This is a genomic window from Streptomyces sp. Edi2, assembly GCF_040253635.1.
GTDB lineage: Bacteria > Actinomycetota > Actinomycetes > Streptomycetales > Streptomycetaceae > Streptomyces.
This window is the reverse complement of record NZ_JBEJGX010000003.1, coordinates 1872875-1893730: the sequence shown is the minus strand read 5'-3', so window position 1 is coordinate 1893730 and position 20856 is coordinate 1872875. Positions and strand designations below refer to the sequence as shown.

Here is a 20856-nt window from a genome sequence, read left to right as displayed (position 1 = left end):
GCTCAGTGTCCGTGCGGCCGGGCGTCCCGCTGTCCCGGTGGCAGTGCCGCCGGGACATGGCCCCGCGGGTGGTACGGCTGCCGGCTCACGACCTCCCAGTGGCCCGCGGACGCCGCAGTACGGTTCCAGTTCACGGCACCGCGCAGTGACTCCGGGAGCTCCGGCTCGTCCGTACGGTCCCCGGGCAGGGCCCGGAAGGCGCGGCGGTACTCGGCGTACAGCGCGTCGTAGATCGGCGTGGCCGAACCGTGGTCCGGGGTGTGCGTCGTCCGGTGTTCGTAGGACGGACGCATGCCGGGGATCGGGTGGGTGTACGGGGCGCGGGAGGAGGGGTCGTATGCGTGCACGTCTGTGCCAACGACCCCGACGGCCGCGGGATGCGGCTTTCGTGCGGAAATGGCTGATCGCGAGGGTGTGACCGTCCGGAATGGCGGTCGCGCCCCCGCGATCGGGTGCCGGGGGCCGTCAGGTGCCGGCCAGCGGCATCTCCGCGGCGACCAGGGTGCCCTTGGCCGCGGCCTTCTCCAGCGCCTCGCGCATCAGGTCCTCGCGGGGCTGGTGGCCGATGGAGCCCGCGGGCGCCGCGTACATCAGCACCGACTGCGCCTTGTTGGCCGCGGCGCGCCAGCCGTCGGAGACGGCCAGCGGCTGGTGGGCCTGCCACCAGGCGGCCTGCTGGCCGGTGCTGCCCGGCTGCAGGACGGCGTGCAGTTTGCCCATGGCCAGCAGCGCGGACCAGCCGGGGTTCGGGCCGGGGAGCTGGTTCATGTCCGTCACCGGGTGGAAGCCCTGTTCCAGGAGCAGCGGAAGGAAGTCGTCGTCCGGGCCGACCGAGCCGGGACGGGCGATCGGGCCGTCCGGCTCGACCACCAGGGCCGGGCGCAGGTCGCCCTCGACCAGCACCAGACCGCAGGTGATCCCGAGGGTCGCCTGGCGTGGGGTGGTGGGGAGCGGGACGGCCGGTGCGGGAGTCGCGGGGGCGGCGTCCTCGCCGGTGATGGAGCGCACGGCTCCCTGGAGCTGCTCCTCCGACACCGGGACGACCTGCGAGGGGATGCAGGTGGCATGGGCGAACGCGAGGACCGCGGTCTCCTCGCCCACGAACAGGACGGTGCTGGTGCGCTCCTGCTCGCTGTCGCCGGGGGTCCGGCAGGAGGTGCAGTCGTAGTTGCCGGGGGCGTCGCCACCGGCCAGCAGGCGGTCGGCTTCTTCGTCGCCGATCTCGGCGCGAACGTCGTCGCTGACGTCGAGCATGCGCGGCACGGGTGGCTCCTCGATCTCTGTGCGTCTGCCGGGTGGTCTCCCGGCTCGTACAAGGACAACGGGTGACCTGCGGCAGGAGTCACGCGAGGGCGGGAACGGAATCGAACCAATCCCCGCACAGCGGAAAACCGTGGAAAGCCGTCCCAGAAGTGGTCACATAACGCCAACTCTTGCGCAGAACCTGGTGCAGTCGGCGGTGTTCCGTACACCGGACCGGGTGGGAGCGGGGTCCTGAGGGCGTGGCGCGCTGGTCAGCGGCCGACGGCTGCTTACCGTCACCGGCTATGTCGGACAACTCTTCGGCGCCTCGGCGCTTCGTGGGATCCGTCGGGCTGCTCACCGCGGCGGCCGCGGCCCTGGTGCTGTGCCTGCCCGGCGATGCCGCCGCCGACGGGACCGGCGGCGGCCCCGGCGGCAAGGCCACGCACGCCTGCGCAGACGACCAGTGGCCATGGGGCTGCCTCGCGGAGTGCGAGAGCAGCGGGGACTGGCACGTCAACACCGGCAATACCTTCTACGGCGGGCTGCAGTTCTGGCAGCCCACCTGGGAGGCCTTCGGCGGCCTCGACTTCGCGGAGCGGGCCGACCTCGCCACCCGCAAGGAGCAGATCAAGATCGCGAAGCGGGTGCAGGCCGCCCAGGGGTGGGGCGCCTGGCCGGTGTGCGCCCGGCGTTACGGGCTGCTCGCCCCCGCGCGGACCCATGTCGTACGGAGCGGGGAGACGCTGGGCGAGATCGCCGAGAAGTACCGGGTGAAGGGCGGCTGGAAGGCGCTGTACAGCGCCAACCGCTCGACCATCGGACCGGACCCCGGCAAGCTGCTGGCCGGCACCGAGCTGCGGCTCCCGGAGGCGCCGAAGAAGCACTCCCGTCCGGCTTACGACGACTGACGGGAGGGTGGCGGGAGTTCGGCAGCGGGGGTCCCGCGGCAGGAGCGGAGGGGATCCGGGTCCGGGAGGTTCCATGACCCGGCTACCGATGACCTAACTTTTGCGGAACAACTTGGCGAAAGGCCCAACCAGGAACCCGTTTTCGCGGTCCTACCGTTCAGCAGGGGGACGCGTCGCGCCGTCGGGAGGGGGGCGCGACGCGTCCCACGGCGAGACCGGAACGAAAGACCAGGGACACGGGGACGGATGCACATCTCATTCCTGATTCACAATGCCTACGGCATCGGGGGGACGATCCGGACGACGTTCAACCTCGCGCGTACGCTCGCCGAGCAGCACGACGTCGAGATCGTGTCCGTACTGCGCCACCGCGACGACCCGGTCTTCGACCTCGGCCCCCGGGTCGCGCTGCGGCACCTCGTGGACCTCAGGGAGAACAGCCCCGCCTACGAGGGCGCGGACCCCGCGCACGCCCGCCCCGCCAGGATATTTCCCGCCGCCGAGAACCGGTCCGGCCAGTACAGCGAGCTCACCGACGGCCGGATAGCCCAGCATCTGCGCCGGATGGAGACGGACGTGGTGGTCGGCACCCGGCCCGGCCTCAATGTGCACATCGCCAAGCAGGCGCGCCGCGGCCCGGTCCGGATAGGCCAGGAGCACCTGACCCTGGACACCCACAGCCGGGCGCTCAAACTCGCGCTGCGCAGCGCCTATCCGCGCCTCGACGCGGTCACCACCGTCACCGAGGCCGATGCCCGTGCCTACCGCCGCACGCTGCGGCTGCCCGGTGTGCGGGTCGAGTCGGTGCCCAACAGCGTGCCGGCGTCCGCTCTTGCGCCCGCCGACGGCAGCGGCAAGTGGGTCGTCGCGGCCGGCCGGCTCACTCGCGTCAAGCGTTATGACGTCCTCATCCGCGCCTTCGCCCACGTCGCCGCCGAGCGCCCCGACTGGCGGCTGCGGATATACGGCGGCGGCGCCGAGAAGGCCGCGCTGCGCGCCCTGATCGACGAACTCGGCCTGTACAACCACGTCTTCCTGATGGGCCCGGCCAACCCCCTCGAGCCCGAGTGGGCCAAGGGCTCGATCGCGGCGGTCTCCTCCAGTCTGGAGTCCTTCGGGATGACCATCGTCGAGGCCATGCGCTGCGGTCTGCCGGTCGTCGCCACCAACTGCCCGCACGGTCCCGGCGAGATCATCGACGACGGGGTGGACGGCAAGCTGGTGCCGGTCGGCAATCCCGAGGCGCTGGCCGGCTCGCTGCTCACGCTGATCAACGACGACGCCGCCCGCAAGCGGATGGGCGGGGCCGCGCTGGTCTCGTCGGCCCGCTTCGACCCCGCCACGGTCGCCGGACGCTATGAAGAGCTCTTCGGTGAACTGCTCGCCCGCAGGCGGGGCCACCGGCTGCACGGCAGCCTGCACCGCGCCCGGGGAGCCCTGCTCGGCGGCGCATACGCCACCAAGGATGCGGCCCGCGCCGCGATGAGAGGGGTGCGGACGGTATGACGGCGTCGAGCGAGCTGACCGTGACCGGAGACGAGATGAAGGAGTCCTCTGCCATCGATCAGGAACCCAGAGTTCCGGTGAGTGCGCACACCCCGGGCCCCGAACGGACGGGGGAGCGGAGGACGGAGGCGGAGCCGGCGGAACTGCGGGCCGACTGCATCGCCGACTCCGCGGGCGGCCTCACCTTCGACCTGAACGTCCCCCCGGACACCCCCACCGCCTGGAGCGCGGCGCTGGTGCTGCGGCTGCGCGGCGGCGACGGCGCGGACGACGAGGTGCGGCTGCCGCTCGGCCCGAACGGCGCCGGACGCCTGCGCGCCGTGCTGCCCAGCACCGTCTCCCTCGCCGAGGGCCGCTGGAACGCCTACGCCGACCTCGGCGACGGCCGGGACCCGCGACGCCTGCTGCCAGGCCTCAACGACCTGCGGTCACTGGTGGACCGCCGGCCGCTGGCGGGCATCGGCCGGCTCGGTGTGCGCATCCCGTACGCGACCAAGTTCGGCAACCTCGCGCTGCGCAGCTGGCTCCGCGGCCCGCATGCCGAAGCCGGTGACATCCTTGTCGCGCCCGACGGCATGACCGTCTCCGGCCGGCTCTACGGCACCGTGCCGGGCTCCGGCGCCCACGCCGAGGCACGGTCGCGCCGCGCCCCGGACTCACCGGACGCCGTACCGGTCACGGTCACCGTTCCGCTGACCGTCGAGGGCTCCCGGTTCACCTTCACGCTGCCCTACGAGGAGCTGGCCGGCCGGTGGCAGCAGGGCAGCGAGCCCTGGGACCTGTGGCTGCGCCCCGCCGAGGGCGCCCGGCCGGTGCGTATCGCCCGCCTCCTGGACGATGTCGCCGACAAGAAGCAGGTCTTCAGCTACCCCGCGCTGCCGGTGCCGGCCGCGGCGGAACAGCTGCGGATCGGCCCGTATTACACGCTCGACAACGACCTGGCCGTCCGGGTCGCGGGACCTGACGGGAGCTGACGGAGCGGCGCCCGCGGTCCCGGTGACGCATCGAGGACCGCGGCTGTCCGCAAAGGCTGCGAGACTCGGGCCATGTTGGAGACCTCGGCACGTCTGCTCCGCCTGCTCTCGCTGCTGCAGGCCCACCGGGAGTGGTCCGGCGCGGAGCTCGCCGACCGGCTCGAGGTCACCCCGCGCACGGTGCGCCGGGACATCGACCGGCTGCGCGAGCTGGGCTACCCCGTGCACTCCGCGCGGGGGACGGCAGGCGGCTACCGGCTCGGCGCCGGTGCCGAGCTCCCGCCGCTGCTGCTGGACGACGAGGAGGCGGTGGCGGTCGCGGTCGGGCTGCGCACCGCCGCGGTCGGCGGCGTCGAGGGCATCGAGGAGTCCTCCGTACGCGCGCTGGCCAAGCTGGAGCAGGTGCTGCCGCACCGGCTGCAGCGCCAGGTCGGTGCGCTGAACGCCTTCACGGTCCCGCTGTCCGGCGGTGGCGGCCCCCGGGTGGACCCGAACCTCCTCACCGAGCTCGCGCACGCCTGCCGGGACTGCCGGCGGTTCCGCTTCGACTACACCACCCACGACGGCACGGTCTCCCGCCGCATCGTGGAGCCGCACCGCCTCGTCTGCGCCCGGCGCCACTGGTACCTCGTCGCCTGGGACGTGGACCGCGCGGACTGGCGTACCTACCGGGTCGACCGCCTCACCCCCACCCCGCCGCACGGGCCGCGCTTCACGCCCCGCCCACCGCCGGCCCCGGATCTCGCCGCGTATGTCTCCCAGGGCATCTCCACCCGGGTCTACGCACGGCAGGCCGTCGTGCTGCTGCACGCGCCGCTGGAGCGGGCCGCGGAGCGCATCGGCCCGGCCGCCGGGACGCTGGAAGCCGTCGACGAGCGGTCCTGTCTGCTGCGTACGGGGGCACACAGCCTGGAGCTGATGGTGCTCCACATCGTGCTGACGGGGTTCGACTTCGAGGTCCGCGAGCCGCCGGAACTGCTCGACCGCATACGGGAGATCAGGGACCGGCTCTCCGGGGCACTGGCGGCGCCGCCGTCGGCTGCTTCCCCACCTCCGGATGGTGCAGATCGAACGCGGGGGACTCGGAACGGATCTTCGGAAGGGTCGTGAAGTTGTGCCGCGGCGGCGGCGAGGAGGTCGCCCACTCCAGGGAGCGGCCGAAGCCCCAGGGGTCGTCCGCGGTGATCCGGACGCCGTGGCGGGTGGTCTTCCAGACGTTGTAGAGGAACGGCAGCGTGGACAGACCGAGCAGGAAGGAGCCGACGGTGGAGAGGGTGTTCAGGGCCGTGAAGCCGTCGGCGGCCAGGTAGTCGGCATAGCGCCGCGGCATGCCTTCCACGCCCAGCCAGTGCTGGACGAGGAAGGTGGTGTGGAAGCCGATGAACAATGTCCAGAAGTGGATCTTTCCCAGCCGCTCGTCGAGCATCTTGCCGGTGAATTTCGGCCACCAGAAGTAGAAGCCCGCGTACGTGGCGAAGACGACCGTTCCGAAGACGACGTAGTGGAAGTGGCCGACGACGAAGTAGGAGTCGGTGACGTGGAAGTCCATCGGCGGGGAGGCGAGGATGACGCCGGTCAGGCCGCCGAACAGAAAGCTCACCAGGAAGCCGACCGACCACAGCATCGGCGTCTCGAAGGACACCGAGCCGTGCCACATGGTGCCGATCCAGTTGAAGAACTTCACCCCGGTCGGGGCCGCGATCAGGAACGACATCAGGGAGAAGAACGGCAGCAGCACGGCCCCGGTCGCGAACATGTGGTGTGCCCAGACCATCACCGACAGGGCCGTGATGGCCATCGTCGCGCCGACCAGCATGACGTAGCCGAAGATCGGCTTGCGGGAGAAGACCGGGATGATCTCCGTGATGATGCCGAAGAACGGCAGCGCGATGATGTAGACCTCGGGATGGCCGAAGAACCAGAACAGGTGCTGCCACAGCAGCGCACCGCCCCACTGCGCCTCGAACACCACCGAACCGAACTGCCGGTCCGCCTCCAGCACCAGCAGCGCCGCCGCCAGCACGGGGAACGCCATCAGCACCAGGATCGAGGTGAAGAGGATGTTCCAGGTGAACACCGGCATCCGGAACATCGTCATCCCGGGCGCCCGCAGCACGATGACCGTGGTGATGAAGTTGACGGCACCGAGGATGGTGCCGAAGCCGGCCAGCGCCAGTCCCATGATCCACATATCGGCGCCGACGCCGGGGGAGCGGACCATCGAGTTCAGCGGGGCGTAGGCCGTCCACCCGAAGGCCGGGCCGCCGAACGGCGTGAGGAAACTGCCCAGCACGATCAGGCCGCCGAAGAGGAACAGCCAGTACGAGAACATGTTCAGCCGCGGGAAGGCCACATCGGGCGAGCCGATCTGCAACGGCATGATCTCGTTGGCGAAACCGGCGAACGCGGGGGTGGCGAAGAGCAGCAGCATGATCGTGCCGTGCATGGTCAGCGCCTGGTTGTACTGCTCCGCGTTGATGATCTGCAGCCCCGGACGGGCCAGTTCGGCGCGCATCACCAGCGCCAGCAGGCCGCCCACCAGGAAGAATCCGAACGCGGTGATCAGATAGAGGTGCCCGATCTTCTTGTGGTCGGTGGTCGTCAGCCAGTCGACCAGCACCGACCCGCGGCGCCGCGCCCTGGGAGGCCGCGGGGCCGCCCGGCCGGTGTCCGTAGCCATCCGCTGCACCTCGTTCGTCGACGGTGTACTGGGGCCCGGCACATGATGCTCGCGCGGCGGGCGCAGAGCGAGGTGGCGCTCCGGTCCGTTCCGGTGGGATCAGGCGGTCCGGTGGACGGCACGGCGGACAGCGCCGGACGGTCCGGCCGACGGGGCAGGGGCGGGCACGGAGGCGGCAAGCGGGGCGATGTGCGGGAAATGTGTGCGGAGTGTGTCTCCTTGGACAATTTCCCGGCGGCCGATAAAGAGCGGCGGGTGCGGGTAATCCGAAACTTACCGGGGATTATTTTCGGACGGCTTGCCGTGATGTGCCGAGTGACCCATCCCGTTTCGCATTTGATCAAGGCGGAATTCCGGCCGCTTAATTTTCCACCCGGTTGCGCCATCACACGGCGCGTACGGGTGACGGAAGTTCCGGCAAACGCACCAGTGTTCGCTGTGACACAAGTGTGACCAAGGCCGGACCGGGAGGTCACCGAGGCGTGAGAGGGCCGGGCTTCCGCGGGCCGCCCCGGACGCCTACGGTGGCTGTCATGGCTGACGTACCGAACCTTCCGGACAACCCTCAGGACGACATCGAGGCGTATGCCGGCCTTGCTCAGCAGGACGCCGAAGAGCAGGCCAGAGGGCGCGGCTGGAGCACGGTCCGCTCGCTGCCGCCGGGCGCGATCATCACCATGGAGTACCTGGCCGGCCGGCTCAATTTCGAGGTCAAGGACGGCACGGTGCACCGCACCTGGCAGGGCTGAGCGCCGTACGTACGACGAAGGCCCCGGCCGCTCCCTCCGAGGGGAGCGGCCGGGGCCTTCGCTGCGGGGCGGGGTGTGCGTACCGGCCCCGCTGCCTGCGCTGTGCTCAGCCGTTCGCGTTGCGGCCGCGCCCGGAGATCGGGCTGAGCGGCGTGGTGCGCGAACGGTCCGCGTGCGGCGGCCGCCGGCTGCCCGCAGGGGTGACCGGGGCGCGCTCCGAACGGATGGTGTACGGGCGTGAGGCGTGGTGCGGCCAGGCGTCCGGGTTGTGGGCGGCGGACCGGCCGCCCGTACCCGCGGAGATCGTCTCGCGGACGAGGACCTCGCCATCGGAGGCGATGCGCTGCCGGGACACCCCGGGAGCCAGCGAGCCGACCGGCAGCGGGCCGCGCAGCGAATCGGGGCGCAGCCGCAGCCACAGCCGCAGCAGGATGCCCATGAGGCGGTCCTCGAACCAGGTGATCCCGGGCTCCAGCCAGGGCATCGCCAGCAGCACCAGCAGCCCCGCGGCCCAGCCGAGCAGCACATCGCTGACCCAGTGGGTGCCGAGGTAGACGGTGGTCATGCCGACGCCCAGCGCGCCCAGCGCGGCGATCACCGACAGCGTGCGGCGGCGCAGCGAGGTGGTCGCCAGGTAGGCCAGCACACCCCAGGTGACCACGGCGTTCGCGGTGTGACCCGAGGGGAATATGTCGCCCCCGAGCCCCATCTCGTTGGCGCCGACCACGGTCGCGTAGTGCGGGCCGAGCCGCCCCATGCCGAGCTTGGCGGCGCCCACGGTGAGGTTCAGCAGCAGCAGCGAGGCGCCGAGCACCAGCAGCGGGTGGAGGTTGCGCTGGCGCCAGCAGCGCCAGCCCAGCCATGCCGCCACCGCCACCGCGGTCGGTCCGCGCTGCCCCAGTACAACGAAGTAGTCGAGGAAGGCATGGATCTCCGGCCACTGCTTGTAGGGCCTGAAGAACATGACTTGCCAGTCGAACGTGACCAGCCAGGAGGTGACCAGCACCCCGGCCACGATCGCGAGGTATACCGCCAGCGTTCCCCAGAACAGCCACAGGCGGGTCCGGGTCATGCTGGGCGGCCGGACGCGATCGGTCGGGCGCTGCTCCTCCATCTGGTCGAGCTTGTCATCGGTACGCACTCAATCGACGTTACCGCGTGTGATGTAGGTGCTTGGTCAAACTGTGCGCTTTGTAATGACGATGTGATGTGGAATGTGTCTCAATCGAGGCTTCGGAGCTGGGATTTGGCGGTGAATTCCCGGCGATTCTCAATCGCTTCCCGCGGCCCGCGTGTCGTCACCATGAGCGCCTTATCTGCTTTTCTCCGGCAGAGTTTATCCGCCCGCCGTCCGGAGGGCGCGCGACGTTCCCCCGGAGGGGTGTCGCAGAAAGTGCTCGTACGGTTACGAAGGGTTGTGGTGAAGGGTTTCCAGGGGTCACGGCGGGCCCGAACCGTTCAGCCAGAACGCCCCGTACGCCGCGGAGGCGGCCGCCACCAGGCCGACGACCAGCCAGGACCGGACCGGGTGCCGGCGCGCGAGCCCGGCCGCCAGGGGCAGCAGCAGCGGATAGGCCGGCAGCATCAGCCGCGGCTTGGACCCGAAGTAGCCCTTGGCGGTCAGTGCGAGCAGCAGCACCGTGCCGCCGTAGACCGCCAGCGGCAGCGGCTGGCCCTGCCGTACGCCGCGCAGATACAGCCAGATCACCAGCCCGACGCCGAGGAGCAGCCCGAGTCCGGCCGCGAACGAGGGCCCCGACAGCTGGTCCCCGATGAAGGCACCGAAGGCGATTCCCCCGTCGAAGCCGTTGCCCCAGCCCGCCTGGACGTCCAGATAGCCGGTGAACGAGCCCTGCCGCGCCGCCACCCACAGGAAGTAGCCGCACCAGCCGAGCGGGGCGAGCAGCACACCGGGCAGCAGGCCCGGCTGCGCGCGCAGCGCCGAGCGCCCCCGTACGCCGCCGGAGCGCTGCCGCCACAGCGTCACCGCCGCGGTGACCCACACCGCCGCGACCACCGCCGCACCCACCGGCCGGGTCAGCCCGGCCAGCGAGGCCAGCGCCCCCGCCCACACCCAGCGCCCGGTCAGCACGGCATACAGGGCCCAGGCCGCGAGCGCGGTGAACAGCGACTCCGAGTACGCCATCGACTGCACGATCCCGACCGGCACCGCGGCCCACAGCGCCGCCAGGGCAACCCCGGCCCGGTGCCCGTGCAGCCGCTCGCCGGTCGCGTACAGCGCCCAGGCGGCGGCCGGCGAAGCCAGCCAGGACACCACCAGCCCGGCGTCGGCGGGCGACAGCGGCACAAGGGCGGACAGCCCCCGCTCCAGAGCCGGCAGCAGCGGGAAGAACGCCAGGTCGGAGTGCACAGCGCCGTTCTGCAGCTGCACGGTGTAGCCGTAGCCCTGCTCGGCGACCCGGGTGTACCAGAGCGCATCCCAGCGGCCGGCCAGCAGCGTGTGCCAGTCCTTGCCGTTGGCCGTGGACCAGACCCCGAGGACGACGAGCCCCAGCAGCCGGACCGCCGCGAAGGCAGCCAGCGCGGGCGCGGCCCGGCGCAGCGTGGCCCGTGCGGCGGGCACGTCGCACACGGGCCGGCCGGGAACGGCCGCGGAGGCAAGATCGTTCATCCGGGAGATTATCCAGGTGGCCGAAGAACGATTGCCGACGGCGGGGTGGGGAACGCACGGCCCTGCGATGAGCGTCTCATCGTGAGGTGAGCCACGCGGCACCCACCGGGACTCGCGTAGTCTGACTTCTCTACTCGCTTGTGCCGCCGGTTCCACCGGGGCGTTTTCGCGCCCTGATCCGTGGCCGCGAGAGCATGACTGGAGGTGCTGCATGTCCGGGACGACCGCGTCCGGCAGTGGACGGACGGCTGGTGTTCCCCGGCTTTCAGGCGGCGGCGCGAACCGCTGGACCGTGCTGATCGTGCTCTGCGTCAGTTTGCTCTTCGTCGCACTGGACACCACGATCCTGTACGTCGCCGTGCCCTCCGTCACCGAGGACCTGCGACCGGGCCCGGTGGAGCTCCTCTGGATCGTCGACGTCTACCCGCTGATCGCGGCCTCGCTGCTGATCCTGTTCGGCACCCTCGGCGACCGCGTCGGCCGCCGCCGCATCCTCCTTCTCGGCTACGGACTCTTCGGCCTGGCCTCGGCCGCCGCCGCGCTCGCGCCCAACCCGCAGATCCTGATGGTGGCCCGCGCCCTGCTCGGTATCGGCGGCGCCATGATCATGCCGGCCACGCTGTCGATCCTGCGGCAGGTCTTCCCCGACCGGCGCGAGCGTGCGATGGCCATCGGCGTGTGGAGCGCGGTGGCCGCGGTCGGCGCCGCGGTCGGCCCGGTCCTCGGCGGCTTCCTCGTCGAGAACTTCTGGTGGGGCTCGGTCTTCCTCATCAACATCCCGATGATGGCCGCGATGCTGCTGATAGGACGGTGGCTGCTGCCCGAATCGCGCGGGGAGCGCAACGGCCCCTGGGACGTGATCGGTGCGATCGTCGCGGCGCTCGGTGTGCTGGGCATCGTCCTCGGTGTCAAGCGGATCGGCAGCGGCGCGGCCGTGCTGGGCCCGACCACGCTCCTGCCCATCGTCCTCGGCGTGCTGCTGCTGGTCCTGTTCGTCCGCCGCCAGCGCCGGCGCGAGCACCCGCTGATCGATATGCGGCTGTTCGCCAGGCCCGCCTTCGGCACCTCCGTCGGCTGCATCGTGCTGGCCATGCTGGCCCTGGTGGGCCTGCAGTTGATCGCCGTCCAGTACCTCCAGCTCGTGCTCGGACTGAGCCCGCTGCAGACCGGTCTGCGGATGCTGCCGCTGGTCTTCGCCGCGATGGCCGCCGGCCTGACCGGCTCGAAGATGCTGCAGGCCGTCGGCCCGCGCGCCATGGTCTCCCTCGGCTTCGTGCTGACCGCCGTCGCGGTGCTCTGTCTGACCGCGATGAGCAGCCAGGACCGGCCCTGGCTGCTGTCCACGGGCTTCGTCCTGCTCGGCTTCGGCTTCCAGTCCACGCTGTTCGGGGCGTACGAGTCGATGCTCAGCGAGGCGCCCGCCGAACAGTCGGGCGGCGCCGCCGCGATCGGGGAGACCTCCTACCAACTCGGCGCGGGGATCGGTGTCGCCCTGCTCGGCAGCGTCATGAACGCCGCCTACGCCCCGGGCCTGAACCATGTCGACGGCGTCCCCGGGCGGGCCTCCGCCTCGGCCTCGCACTCCCTCGGCGAGGCCTACAAGGTGGCCGTCGGCCTGGGGGAGGGCGCCAAGGCGGCGCTGCGTGAGGCCGCCCGGGAGTCCTTCGTCCGCGGGCTGCACGTCACCCTCGTCGCCAGCGCCGTGCTGCTGCTGGTCGGTGCGGGGATCGCGCTGCGGCTGCCGCGCCGGGCGGCGGAGTCCACGGAGCGGGCCGAGGCGGACGGGGAGCCTGCTCCGGGCGACGGCACGGCCGGTGCCGGCCGCGGCAGCGGCGAGCCCGCCCCGGCGAGCTCCGGCCGCTGACCGGCGCTTCCCCTCCGGGCGTCGCTGCCCCGCCTTGTGGGTGCCTGCCCGGTGTGTGTCTGCCCCGCCCGGTGTGTGCCCGCTCCGCCGCGCGGTGGTGACCCTTGCCGCGCGGCACCGCGGGCCGTACCGTCGGAAGCGAATAACTACCGCTGCTAGTTTTTCGCCAGCGCTGAACCCGCCGGAGGCCCCGCCATGCCCGCAAAGCCGTCCGCCACGTCCTCGGCGTCCTCGGCGGTCCCGCCGTTCGACCCCGGCGACCCGCTGGGCCTCGACGATCTGCTGACCGACGAGGACCGTGCCGTCCGGGACACCGTCCGGGGGTGGGCCACCGACCGCGTCCTGCCGCACATCGCCGACTGGTACGAGCGCGGCGAACTGCCCGGCATCCGTGAACTCGCCCGCGAACTCGGCTCCCTGGGCGCCCTCGGGATGTCCCTGACCGGCTACGGCTGTGCGGGCGCCTCCGCCGTCCAGTACGGCCTGGCCTGCCTGGAGCTGGAGGCCGCGGATTCCGGTATCCGCTCCCTGGTCTCCGTCCAGGGCTCGCTCGCCATGTACGCGATCTGGCGGTTCGGCTCCGAGGAGCAGAAGCAGCAGTGGCTGCCCCGGATGGCTGCCGGCGAGGTCATCGGCTGCTTCGGCCTGACGGAACCGGACATCGGCTCCGACCCCGCCGCGATGCGGACGCACGCCAAGCGCGAGGGCGGCGGCGACTGGGTGCTCAACGGGCGCAAGATGTGGATCACCAACGGCTCGGTGGCCGGCGTCGCGGTGGTCTGGGCCCGGACCGACGACGGCATCCGCGGCTTCCTGGTCCCCACGGACACTCCGGGGTTCTCGGCCCCCGAGATCAAGCACAAGTGGTCCCTGCGGGCCTCGGTGACCAGCGAACTCGTCCTGGACGACGTACGGCTGCCGGCCGACGCGGTACTCCCGGAGGTCACCGGGCTGCGCGGTCCGCTCGGCTGCCTCAGCCACGCCCGCTACGGCATCATCTGGGGCTCCATGGGGGCCGCCCGCACCAGCTTCGAGGCGGCGCTGGACTACGCGAAGACGCGGGAGCAGTTCGGCAAGCCCATCGGCGGCTTCCAGCTCACCCAGGCCAAGCTCGCCGACATGGCCGTCGAACTGCACAAGGGAATTTTGCTGGCCCATCACCTGGGGCGGCGGATGGACGCGGGGCGGCTGCGCCCCGAGCAGATCAGCTTCGGGAAGCTGAACAACGTACGGGAGGCGATCGAGATCTGCCGTACGGCGCGGACGATCCTCGGGGCCAACGGGATCTCGCTGGAGTACCCCGTCATGCGGCATGCGACCAACCTGGAATCGGTGCTCACCTACGAGGGCACCGTCGAGATGCACCAACTGGTGCTCGGCAAGGCGCTCACCGGCCTGGACGCCTTCCGGTGAGCGGCCTCGCCCGTTGACTCGGGTCGCTGCGTGATCCGGGGGCCCGCCACCGGCGGCTGCCGCCGCGAGCCCCCGGACCCCCGGCCGGAAGCGCGCGGGTCGCGCTCAACTCTGGTTGAAGAAACCGCCGTTGCGGTGGGCGCGGGCCTCGCCGCTGACGACCTTGTAGTCGGCGGGGGTCAGCAGGAACACCCGGGTGGCGACCCGCTCGATCGAACCACGCAGACCGAACGTCAGACCGGCCGCGAAGTCCACCACCCGCTTGGCGTCGGAGGGCTCCATGGCCGTCAGGTTGACGATCACAGGGACGCCGTCCCGGAAGAGTTCGCCGATGCCGCGGGCGTCCCGGAAGCTCTCCGGGGTGACCGTGGCGATGCGGGTGCCCTGGTCCTGGGCGGTCTCGTCGGCCACCCGGACCCGGGGGTCGGTGACCCAGGGGCTGTCACCCGAGTCGCCGGCATCGGGTCCCTCGGCGTAGTCGTCGTCGTAGTAGCGCTCGTCATCACTGTCGTCGACGAGGCCAAGCCAGGCGCTCGCCTTGCGCACCGATCCCATTGACGCCTCCTCTCACCCGCGGTGTCTGTGTGTGTACCCCTATCGTCGTCCATCAGGCCGACAGTGTGCCAAGTGGATAGCCGCCGCACGGGGGGTTCGTGACACATCTGGTGCAAAGAGGGTGGCGCGCCATCACCTTATGCGCCCCGTAAGGAAACTGACAGTATGAAGAACCTCACGGTCGGTACCTGACCCTCCGTTGACGGGAAGCGGTCAGTGGGAGGCGGACCGGACCGGCGGGTAGGTTCATGGGCGGGACCAGCGCACATGCCCCGCCGAAGCGCGCCCCCTCGCGGTCGGCCGGCGGCTTCGCCCGGCCCGGACTCGGTGCGCTCGCCGTGCCGGCCCACGTCCTGCCCGCCGCCGGGCGGACCGGCCCGCTCCCCACCGTCGCCCGTACACCCCGTAGGGGGACCGACGGCCATGGGGACCCCGGCCGCGCTCCCCGGCCCTTCCTGACTCGCCGGCTCTTCCTGACCCGTCGGCTCTTCCCGCCGCCCGGCACCGCCCTGCCCGGCGCACCACCGCGCCCGTCGCTCCACCGCCCGGGGGCGGAACCGCATCGCCCGCCGACCCGTCCCACCCCCGACCGAGGGGGTCAGCGCCGCCCCGGCAGCCGTCAACGAGGCTGCCGGGGCGGAGTGTTGCGGGTGGTGCGGCCATGAAGCACGTGTATCCGGCACAAGACAAGCGTGTGGCCCTCTTGCGCTGCGGGGGCGGCGCGCCCGAAACTCCGCTCAGCGCTTGTCAGGGGCACGCCGAAAATGAACGTGCGGATTCTTGCGTGCCCTTCGGCTGCGCCTCACGGGCCTGCCCATCGGCGGCCCCCGATCCCCCTCGGAGGAATCAGTGAGGAACGAGCGCACCACCCCCCGCAGCGGCGTAGCGAGACGCACCCGGCTGATCGCCGTGGCGTCCGGACTGGTGGCCGTCGGTGCCATCGCCATCCCCACCGCCAATGCGCAAGACCCCGCCCCCGCAAGGACGTTCAGCGCCACTCAGCTCACCGCCGCCGGCCAGGCGGTACGCACCGCGGATGTCGCGGGCACCGCCTGGCGGGTCGACAGCAAGAGCCACACCTTGGTCGTCACCGCCGACCGCACGGTCTCCCAGGCGGAGATCGCCAAGATCGAGCGGGCCGCGGGCGGCAACGCCGGTGCGGTCCGCATCGACCGGATCGCGGGCACCTTCCGCAAGTTCATCTCCGGCGGCGACGCCATCTACGCCCCCGGCTGGCGCTGCTCTCTGGGCTTCAACGTCCGCAGCGGCAGCACCTACTACGCCCTGACCGCCGGTCACTGCACCGACGGCAATCCGCCGTGGACCACCGGCTCCGGTGCGAGCATCGGACCGACCGCGGGGAGCAGTTTCCCCGGCAACGACTACGGCATCATCAAGTACACCGGCTCGGTCTCCCACGAGGGCACGGTCGGCAGTCAGGACATCACCAGCGCCGGCACCCCCTCCGTCGGCCAGACGGTTACCCGCCGGGGCTCCACCACCGGCATCCACAGCGGCAAGGTGACCGCGCTGAACGCCACCGTCAACTACGGCGGCGGCGACATCGTCTCCGGACTGATCCAGACCACCGTCTGCGCCGAGCCCGGCGACAGCGGCGGCCCTCTCTACTCCGGGACCAAGGCGCTCGGCCTCACCTCCGGCGGCAGCGGCGACTGCACGTCCGGCGGCACCACGTTCTTCCAGCCGGTCACCGAGGCGCTGAGCGCCTACGGGGTGAGCGTCTACTGACGCCGGCCGGATGACCGCCGTACGGGCCGGTCCGCGCGCGCCGGGACCCGTACGGAGAGGCGACCGCGCAAAGGGCAACCGTATCGATCGCCGGAACCGGCTCCGGCAGCACAAGGGCCCCCGTCCACCGGTGGACGGGGGCTCGGCCGCGCCCGCCCGTGCCCGGTGTGAGCCTCCTCGCCCGCCTTCCCTGGCCCGGGCATACCATGGTAAACAGCGCGATTCGGACGGCGCGCGGCACATGTCAGGGAGCCGTGATGGTCGAAGAACTGGTGACGACCGGGGTGGCGCTGGCCTCCGTGGGGGCCGTGTATCTCGTGGCCGCGGCGCGGGTGGTCAAGCAGTACGAGCGGGGTGTGGTGCTCCGGCTGGGGCGGCTGGTCTCCGAGGTGCGCGGGCCGGGATTCACCATGATCGTTCCGGGCATCGACCGGATGCGCAAGGTCAATATGCAGATCGTCACGATGCCGGTGCCCGCCCAGGAGGGCATCACCCGGGACAACGTGACCGTCCGGGTCGACGCGGTCGTCTACTTCAAGGTCGTGGACGCCGCCGACGCGGTCATCCGGGTCGAGGACTACCGCTTCGCGGTCTCGCAGATGGCACAGACCTCACTGCGGTCGATCATCGGCAAGAGCGAACTGGACGACCTGCTGTCCAACCGGGAAAAGCTCAATCAGGGCCTGGAGCTGATGATGGACAGCCCGGCCATCGGCTGGGGGGTCACCGTCGACCGGGTGGAGATCAAGGACGTTTCGCTGCCGGAGACGATGAAGCGGTCGATGGCCCGCCAGGCGGAGGCGACCCGGGACCGGCGGGCCCGGGTGATCAACGCCGATGCCGAGCTGCAGGCGTCCAAGAAGCTGGCCGAGGCGGCCCTGGCGATGTCCGACCAGCCCGCGGCGCTGCAACTGCGGCTGCTGCAGACCGTGGTGGCGGTCGCCGCCGAGAAGAATTCCACCCTTGTCCTGCCTTTCCCGGTCGAACTGCTGCGGTTCCTGGAGCGCTCCGGGCTGCAGGCCCAGGCGCAGACGGCGGCGACCGAAGCGGAGCGGGCCGCCGAGCGGCGGACGGCCGGTCCGGCAGACCGGCCGGCCGGACCGGGACGGTCCGGGGCCTCGGGTGCGGCCGTCGAGGGCGTCGAGGAGGGCGCGCCGACTCCGGAGCTGGAGGACCTTCCGGACGCCGAGGATCTGTCGTAGCGGGGCAGGCCGGCGGAGGCCGGGGTGGGGGAGGTTCGGCGGAGGTCGGCGGAGGCCGGTGGAAGTCGTAGCGGGGTAGTGGGCGCTTCATCCCCGATGTCCGCCTGGTGGCTGTATATGCCTTCTTATCCAGGCACTTGCCGCGTTCCCTGCTGTACGGGGGCCGGTTCCCGGACGCCATTTTCCGGCCAGCTATAGTCCTCACACGTTGCTGTCCGCCGCGCGCCTGGGGTGCCTGCTGATGTCCGCACTCGGGGTCGAGATGTGCGGACACCGGTGTGACCGTCGTGTGGCGAAATGGTGAACTCCCGTATGTGAGACCGGAACCCGGTCTTGTGCGCGAGTGAGGCGGATGGCAATACTCGGCCCCGCACGTTGGCATGGACGCGCCTCCCGGGATCCGCTCCCCGGGCAGATCCGTTCCTGCCGTGACTCCTCACTCTCCGGGCCCGCGCAACTCCCCACAGTTTCCGGGCTCTTCCCCCCACGGAGGCCCTGACTTGAAGCACCGTCGCATACCCAACCGGCGCGTCATCGTCGCAGGTGCGGGAGCCCTTGCGCTCGCCGCCACCGCCACTGTCACCCTCGCCAACGCCAATGCGTCCACGGCCCCCGCGCGCACCCCGGCGCTCGCCAAGCTGACCTCCACCGCGGCGGCGACCCTCGCCTCCCACCTCAAGACGGACACGGCCGGTTCCTTCTACGACACCAAGGCCAAGAAGCTGGTCGTCAATGTGGTGAACAAGGCGCAGGCCCGTGCCGTGCGGGCCAAGGGGGCGGAAGCCAGACTCGTCCGGCACACCTTCGCCCAGCTCGACTCGGCCCGGCGGACGCTGAAGTCGAAGGCGACCATTCCCGGCACGTCCTGGGGCATCGACCCGCAGAGCAACAAGGTCGTGGTCACCGCCGACCGTACGGTCAAGGGCACCAAGCTGGACCGGCTCACCAAGGTCGCCAAGGCCCTCGGCGACAAGGTCGAGGTGCGCCACAGCAAGGGTGAGTTCAAACCCTTCATCGGCGGCGGCGACGCGATCTGGGGGAGCGGAGCCCGCTGCTCGCTCGGCTTCAACGTCGTCAAGGACGGTAAGCCGTACTTCCTGACGGCCGGCCACTGCGGCAACGAGATCAAGAGCTGGTCCGACAAGCAGGGCGGCTCGGCGATCGCGACCACCGAGGACTCCAAGTTCCCGGGCGACGACTTCTCCCTCGCCAAGTACACCGGTGACACCGCGCACCCCAGCGCGGTGGACCTCTACAACGGCAGCACGCAGAAGATCACCAAGGCCGCGGAGGCCACCGTCGGTGAGAAGGTGCAGCGCAGCGGCAGTACCACCCAGGTCCACGACGGCACGGTCAAGGCGCTGAACGCCAGCGTCAACTACCAGGAGGGCACGGTCGAGGGTCTGATCCAGACCGATGTCTGCGCCGAGCCCGGTGACAGCGGTGGCGCGCTCTTCGACGGCGATGCCGCGATCGGCCTCACCTCCGGCGGCAGCGGTGACTGCTCCCAGGGCGGCGAAACCTTCTTCCAGCCGGTCCCGGAGGCCCTGAAGGCCTACGGCGCGAAGATCGGCTGACCCTCGCACGGCGGTGCACTCCTCCATGGCGGTGCACTCCTCCCGGCGCGCGGTACCGGCTCCTCGTGCACGGCACCGGCTCCTGGACACGCTTGACGTCCCGGAGCGGCCGCCGGGCCACGATGCCTGCCGCACATGACTATCCCCGGGCACCACCCTCCGGTGCCCGGGGATCTGAAGCAGCTCAGCTCAGAACGCGAAGACCACGTCGCTGTCGCTGCGCATCGCACAGGGGTTGGCGAAGGTGTAGCTGTACGAGACCCGCTTGCCCTGCCACACACCGTCCGCGGTCACCACGAGGGGGTTCCACTCCTTGGTGCACAGGCGGTCCGAGGTGGCACCGGTTATCGCGTTGAAGTCGCCGGCCACCGCCCGCAGCTGGGTGCAGGCGGCCTGCGGGTCCGGGTGGCTACCCCTGGCCCCGGGCATACAGCTGAGCGTCACGGCGCGCTGCACCGTGGCGGTCGCACGGCTTTCGCCCTGGCCCACCGTCAGCACCAGTTCCGTCGGGGCGTACAGACCACCGGTCCGCGCCGGCTGCGCCGGTGCGGCGGCCTGTGCGGTGGTGGCCAGCGTGCCCAGGACCAGCGCCGCGCCGAGCGCGACCGCCCCAGTGATGTACCGCATGACGAACACTCCCTTGCTCGAAGGTGCAGATACCGGACGGGAGTCTGGCCCAACCGCACCCCGAAAGCATCCTGAGTGCGCATCAGGCGATCGCTTTGAGTCATTAGGCGAAAGCTGAGAGTAATGGCGCGAACGCAACCGGAAGCGGTACGTGGCGCCCGGGGGGAAGGGGGCTCGGCCAGCGGGGATGCGGTGCCGGTCATGCCCCTGGCAAAGGTCACCCGCACCCGGAAGGGAGGAATCCGGCCGCCGACCGGCCGTTCGGGCGGGTTTCGATCTCCGGCGATTGGCCGAAGAGCGGGGCCCGAGGCGCCCTCCGTGCGGCCCGGGGTGCCCGCTGAGGTAAGAACCGGCCACCGGCAGCTCGGCTTACCGGGCCCGCCCGTACGCCCCGTCGAGCTGTGGCAGCCCGGCCGTCAGCGTCCGCAGGCACCGGACCACCAGCTCGCCGGGCCCCCGCGGGCCGTCCGGCGCCCCGTCTCCCGCCGCCCACTCCTCCACCGCGACCCGCATCGCGGTATTCGCGGCGGCCGCGGCCAGCCGCACCTCCAGCGGGCCTGCGCCGGTCAGCCGTGCCAGGAGCGGCATCAGTGCCTCCTCGGCGTCGTGGTGGACCCGGTGCCAGACCGCGCGCAGCGCGGGATCGCCCGGCATCGCCCGCAGTAGTCCGCGAGTCCAGCGCAGCGCCTCCGCGGCCGGTTCGTCGGCGGGGGTCAGCGACCGGCGGGCCGACCGCTCCAGCACTTCGCGTACGGGAGGTGCGCCCGCTCCGGCCGGCGCGGCGGCCAGCTCGTCGGTCCACTGCCGCACCCCGTCGGCGAGCAGCGGCGTCACCGCGTCCTCCTTGGTGCGGAAGTAGCGGTAGAAGGTGCGCAGGGCGACTCCTGAGGCGCGTGCGATGTCGTCGGCGGTGACGGCGGTGCCGCACTCGGCGAAGAGGGCCGCCGCGGTACGGGCGATCTCCAGCTGGGTCTCGGCCTTGCGCCGCTCGGTGAGCGAGGGGCGAGGGAGCGGGGTCGGGTGCGGCGGGGTCGGCATGACCTCAGCCTACGGAACTTCGTGCCGTAGTGGCACGTAACGCGAGGGTGGCACGATGTGCCATGCAGGCGTACGGTGCCAATGCCTCACCGCACCACACCACCGCACCACCGCACCACCGCACCTCGAGAACGGAA

Annotated in this window: 18 protein-coding genes; 10 read left to right on the top strand and 8 right to left on the bottom strand. The window is 71.3% G+C overall.

Annotated elements, in window-relative coordinates; all coding sequences use genetic code 11:
- Nucleotides 1-2: 2 nt before the first annotated feature.
- Together ABR737_RS11810 and ABR737_RS11805 are read right to left on the bottom strand one after the other, a co-directional pair.
- Complete coding sequence (locus tag ABR737_RS11810; RefSeq protein WP_350250143.1) at nucleotides 3-347, bottom strand: hypothetical protein; 345 nt, start codon at nucleotides 345-347, stop codon at nucleotides 3-5.
- Nucleotides 348-465: 118 nt separating this feature from the next.
- Nucleotides 466-1263, bottom strand: a complete 798-nt coding sequence (locus ABR737_RS11805; protein WP_350250141.1) for a DUF8842 C-terminal domain-containing protein — start codon at nucleotides 1261-1263, stop codon at nucleotides 466-468.
- A 284-nt stretch (nucleotides 1264-1547) separates the two neighbouring features.
- Here ABR737_RS11805 and ABR737_RS11800 point away from each other — a divergent pair, with 284 nt between their 5' ends.
- The 4 genes from ABR737_RS11800 (at nucleotide 1548) to ABR737_RS11785 (ending at nucleotide 5743) form a co-directional block, all read left to right on the top strand.
- Nucleotides 1548-2153, top strand: a complete 606-nt coding sequence (locus ABR737_RS11800; RefSeq protein ID WP_350250140.1) for a transglycosylase family protein — start codon at nucleotides 1548-1550, stop codon at nucleotides 2151-2153.
- 246 nt (nucleotides 2154-2399) lie between these two features.
- Entirely contained in the window at nucleotides 2400-3659 is a 1260-nt protein-coding gene (locus tag ABR737_RS11795) for a glycosyltransferase family 4 protein (RefSeq protein ID WP_350250139.1), read from the top strand.
- Nucleotides 3656-4633, top strand: a complete 978-nt coding sequence (locus tag ABR737_RS11790) for a hypothetical protein (RefSeq protein ID WP_350250138.1) — start codon at nucleotides 3656-3658, stop codon at nucleotides 4631-4633. Before ABR737_RS11795 ends, ABR737_RS11790 begins: the two co-directional genes overlap by 4 nt.
- Nucleotides 4634-4705: 72 nt before the next feature.
- Nucleotides 4706-5743 (top strand): helix-turn-helix transcriptional regulator, encoded by a 1038-nt coding sequence (locus ABR737_RS11785; RefSeq protein WP_350250137.1) that lies wholly within the window; start codon nucleotides 4706-4708, stop codon nucleotides 5741-5743.
- On the opposite strand, the gene ctaD is transcribed toward ABR737_RS11785, so the two are convergent.
- On the bottom strand, nucleotides 5631-7313 hold the full coding sequence (gene ctaD, locus ABR737_RS11780) for an aa3-type cytochrome oxidase subunit I (protein WP_350250136.1): 1683 nt from the start codon (nucleotides 7311-7313) through the stop codon (nucleotides 5631-5633). The two genes, ABR737_RS11785 and ctaD, sit on opposite strands and share 113 nt — an antisense overlap.
- Before the next feature lie 533 nt (nucleotides 7314-7846).
- Between ctaD and ABR737_RS11775 the strand changes: the two genes are divergently transcribed.
- Nucleotides 7847-8062, top strand: a complete 216-nt coding sequence (locus ABR737_RS11775; protein WP_350250135.1) for an I78 family peptidase inhibitor — start codon at nucleotides 7847-7849, stop codon at nucleotides 8060-8062.
- 106 nt (nucleotides 8063-8168) lie between these two features.
- Here the strand turns inward: ABR737_RS11775 and ABR737_RS11770 are convergent, their stop codons facing one another.
- Nucleotides 8169-9203, bottom strand: coding sequence for a phosphatase PAP2 family protein (locus ABR737_RS11770; protein WP_350250134.1), 1035 nt, complete (start codon nucleotides 9201-9203; stop codon nucleotides 8169-8171).
- Between the two features lie 297 nt (nucleotides 9204-9500).
- Nucleotides 9501-10694: a putative hexosyltransferase gene (locus ABR737_RS11765; protein ID WP_350250133.1), complete on the bottom strand. Its 1194-nt coding sequence runs from the start codon at nucleotides 10692-10694 to the stop codon at nucleotides 9501-9503.
- Between the two features lie 211 nt (nucleotides 10695-10905).
- Between ABR737_RS11765 and ABR737_RS11760 the strand changes: the two genes are divergently transcribed.
- Both ABR737_RS11760 and ABR737_RS11755 read left to right on the top strand, forming a co-directional pair.
- Entirely contained in the window at nucleotides 10906-12558 is a 1653-nt protein-coding gene (locus ABR737_RS11760; protein WP_350250132.1) for an MFS transporter, read from the top strand.
- A 195-nt stretch (nucleotides 12559-12753) separates the two neighbouring features.
- The gene (locus ABR737_RS11755) at nucleotides 12754-13971 is read left to right on the top strand and encodes an acyl-CoA dehydrogenase family protein (RefSeq protein WP_350250131.1); all 1218 of its coding nucleotides are present in this window, start codon (nucleotides 12754-12756) and stop codon (nucleotides 13969-13971) included.
- 105 nt (nucleotides 13972-14076) lie between these two features.
- On the opposite strand, the gene ABR737_RS11750 is transcribed toward ABR737_RS11755, so the two are convergent.
- Nucleotides 14077-14526 (bottom strand): cell division protein SepF, encoded by a 450-nt coding sequence (locus tag ABR737_RS11750; protein WP_350250130.1) that lies wholly within the window; start codon nucleotides 14524-14526, stop codon nucleotides 14077-14079.
- An 849-nt stretch (nucleotides 14527-15375) separates the two neighbouring features.
- Here ABR737_RS11750 and ABR737_RS11745 point away from each other — a divergent pair.
- The 3 genes from ABR737_RS11745 to ABR737_RS11735 all read left to right on the top strand — a co-directional run bounded on the left by ABR737_RS11745 (nucleotide 15376) and on the right by ABR737_RS11735 (nucleotide 19054).
- Nucleotides 15376-16275, top strand: a complete 900-nt coding sequence (locus ABR737_RS11745) for a S1 family peptidase (protein WP_350250129.1) — start codon at nucleotides 15376-15378, stop codon at nucleotides 16273-16275.
- A 257-nt stretch (nucleotides 16276-16532) separates the two neighbouring features.
- A complete protein-coding gene (locus tag ABR737_RS11740) occupies nucleotides 16533-17477 on the top strand; it encodes a slipin family protein (protein WP_350250128.1) in 945 nt (314 codons plus the stop codon).
- 500 nt (nucleotides 17478-17977) lie between these two features.
- Nucleotides 17978-19054: a S1 family peptidase gene (locus tag ABR737_RS11735; RefSeq protein ID WP_350250127.1), complete on the top strand. Its 1077-nt coding sequence runs from the start codon at nucleotides 17978-17980 to the stop codon at nucleotides 19052-19054.
- A gap of 189 nt (nucleotides 19055-19243) precedes the next feature.
- Here ABR737_RS11735 and ABR737_RS11730 read toward each other — a convergent pair whose 3' ends face one another.
- Together ABR737_RS11730 and ABR737_RS11725 are read right to left on the bottom strand one after the other, a co-directional pair.
- A complete protein-coding gene (locus ABR737_RS11730) occupies nucleotides 19244-19681 on the bottom strand; it encodes a subtilase-type protease inhibitor (protein ID WP_350250126.1) in 438 nt (145 codons plus the stop codon).
- Between the two features lie 369 nt (nucleotides 19682-20050).
- A complete protein-coding gene (locus ABR737_RS11725; RefSeq protein WP_350250125.1) occupies nucleotides 20051-20719 on the bottom strand; it encodes a TetR/AcrR family transcriptional regulator in 669 nt (222 codons plus the stop codon).
- Nucleotides 20720-20856: the final 137 nt, after the last annotated feature.

Coding starts and splice junctions, on each gene's coding strand:
- ABR737_RS11775 (WP_350250135.1), top strand. CDS start 7,847: ATGGCTGACGTACCGAACCTTCCGGACAACCCTCAGGACGACATCGAG.
- ABR737_RS11760 (WP_350250132.1), top strand. CDS start 10,906: ATGTCCGGGACGACCGCGTCCGGCAGTGGACGGACGGCTGGTGTTCCC.
- ABR737_RS11750 (WP_350250130.1), bottom strand. CDS start 14,526: ATGGGATCGGTGCGCAAGGCGAGCGCCTGGCTTGGCCTCGTCGACGAC.
- ABR737_RS11785 (WP_350250137.1), top strand. CDS start 4,706: ATGTTGGAGACCTCGGCACGTCTGCTCCGCCTGCTCTCGCTGCTGCAG.
- ABR737_RS11725 (WP_350250125.1), bottom strand. CDS start 20,719: ATGCCGACCCCGCCGCACCCGACCCCGCTCCCTCGCCCCTCGCTCACC.
- ABR737_RS11795 (WP_350250139.1), top strand. CDS start 2,400: ATGCACATCTCATTCCTGATTCACAATGCCTACGGCATCGGGGGGACG.
- ABR737_RS11765 (WP_350250133.1), bottom strand. CDS start 10,694: ATGAACGATCTTGCCTCCGCGGCCGTTCCCGGCCGGCCCGTGTGCGAC.
- ctaD (WP_350250136.1), bottom strand. CDS start 7,313: ATGGCTACGGACACCGGCCGGGCGGCCCCGCGGCCTCCCAGGGCGCGG.
- ABR737_RS11740 (WP_350250128.1), top strand. CDS start 16,533: ATGGTCGAAGAACTGGTGACGACCGGGGTGGCGCTGGCCTCCGTGGGG.
- ABR737_RS11790 (WP_350250138.1), top strand. CDS start 3,656: ATGACGGCGTCGAGCGAGCTGACCGTGACCGGAGACGAGATGAAGGAG.
- ABR737_RS11755 (WP_350250131.1), top strand. CDS start 12,754: ATGCCCGCAAAGCCGTCCGCCACGTCCTCGGCGTCCTCGGCGGTCCCG.
- ABR737_RS11730 (WP_350250126.1), bottom strand. CDS start 19,681: ATGCGGTACATCACTGGGGCGGTCGCGCTCGGCGCGGCGCTGGTCCTG.
- ABR737_RS11800 (WP_350250140.1), top strand. CDS start 1,548: ATGTCGGACAACTCTTCGGCGCCTCGGCGCTTCGTGGGATCCGTCGGG.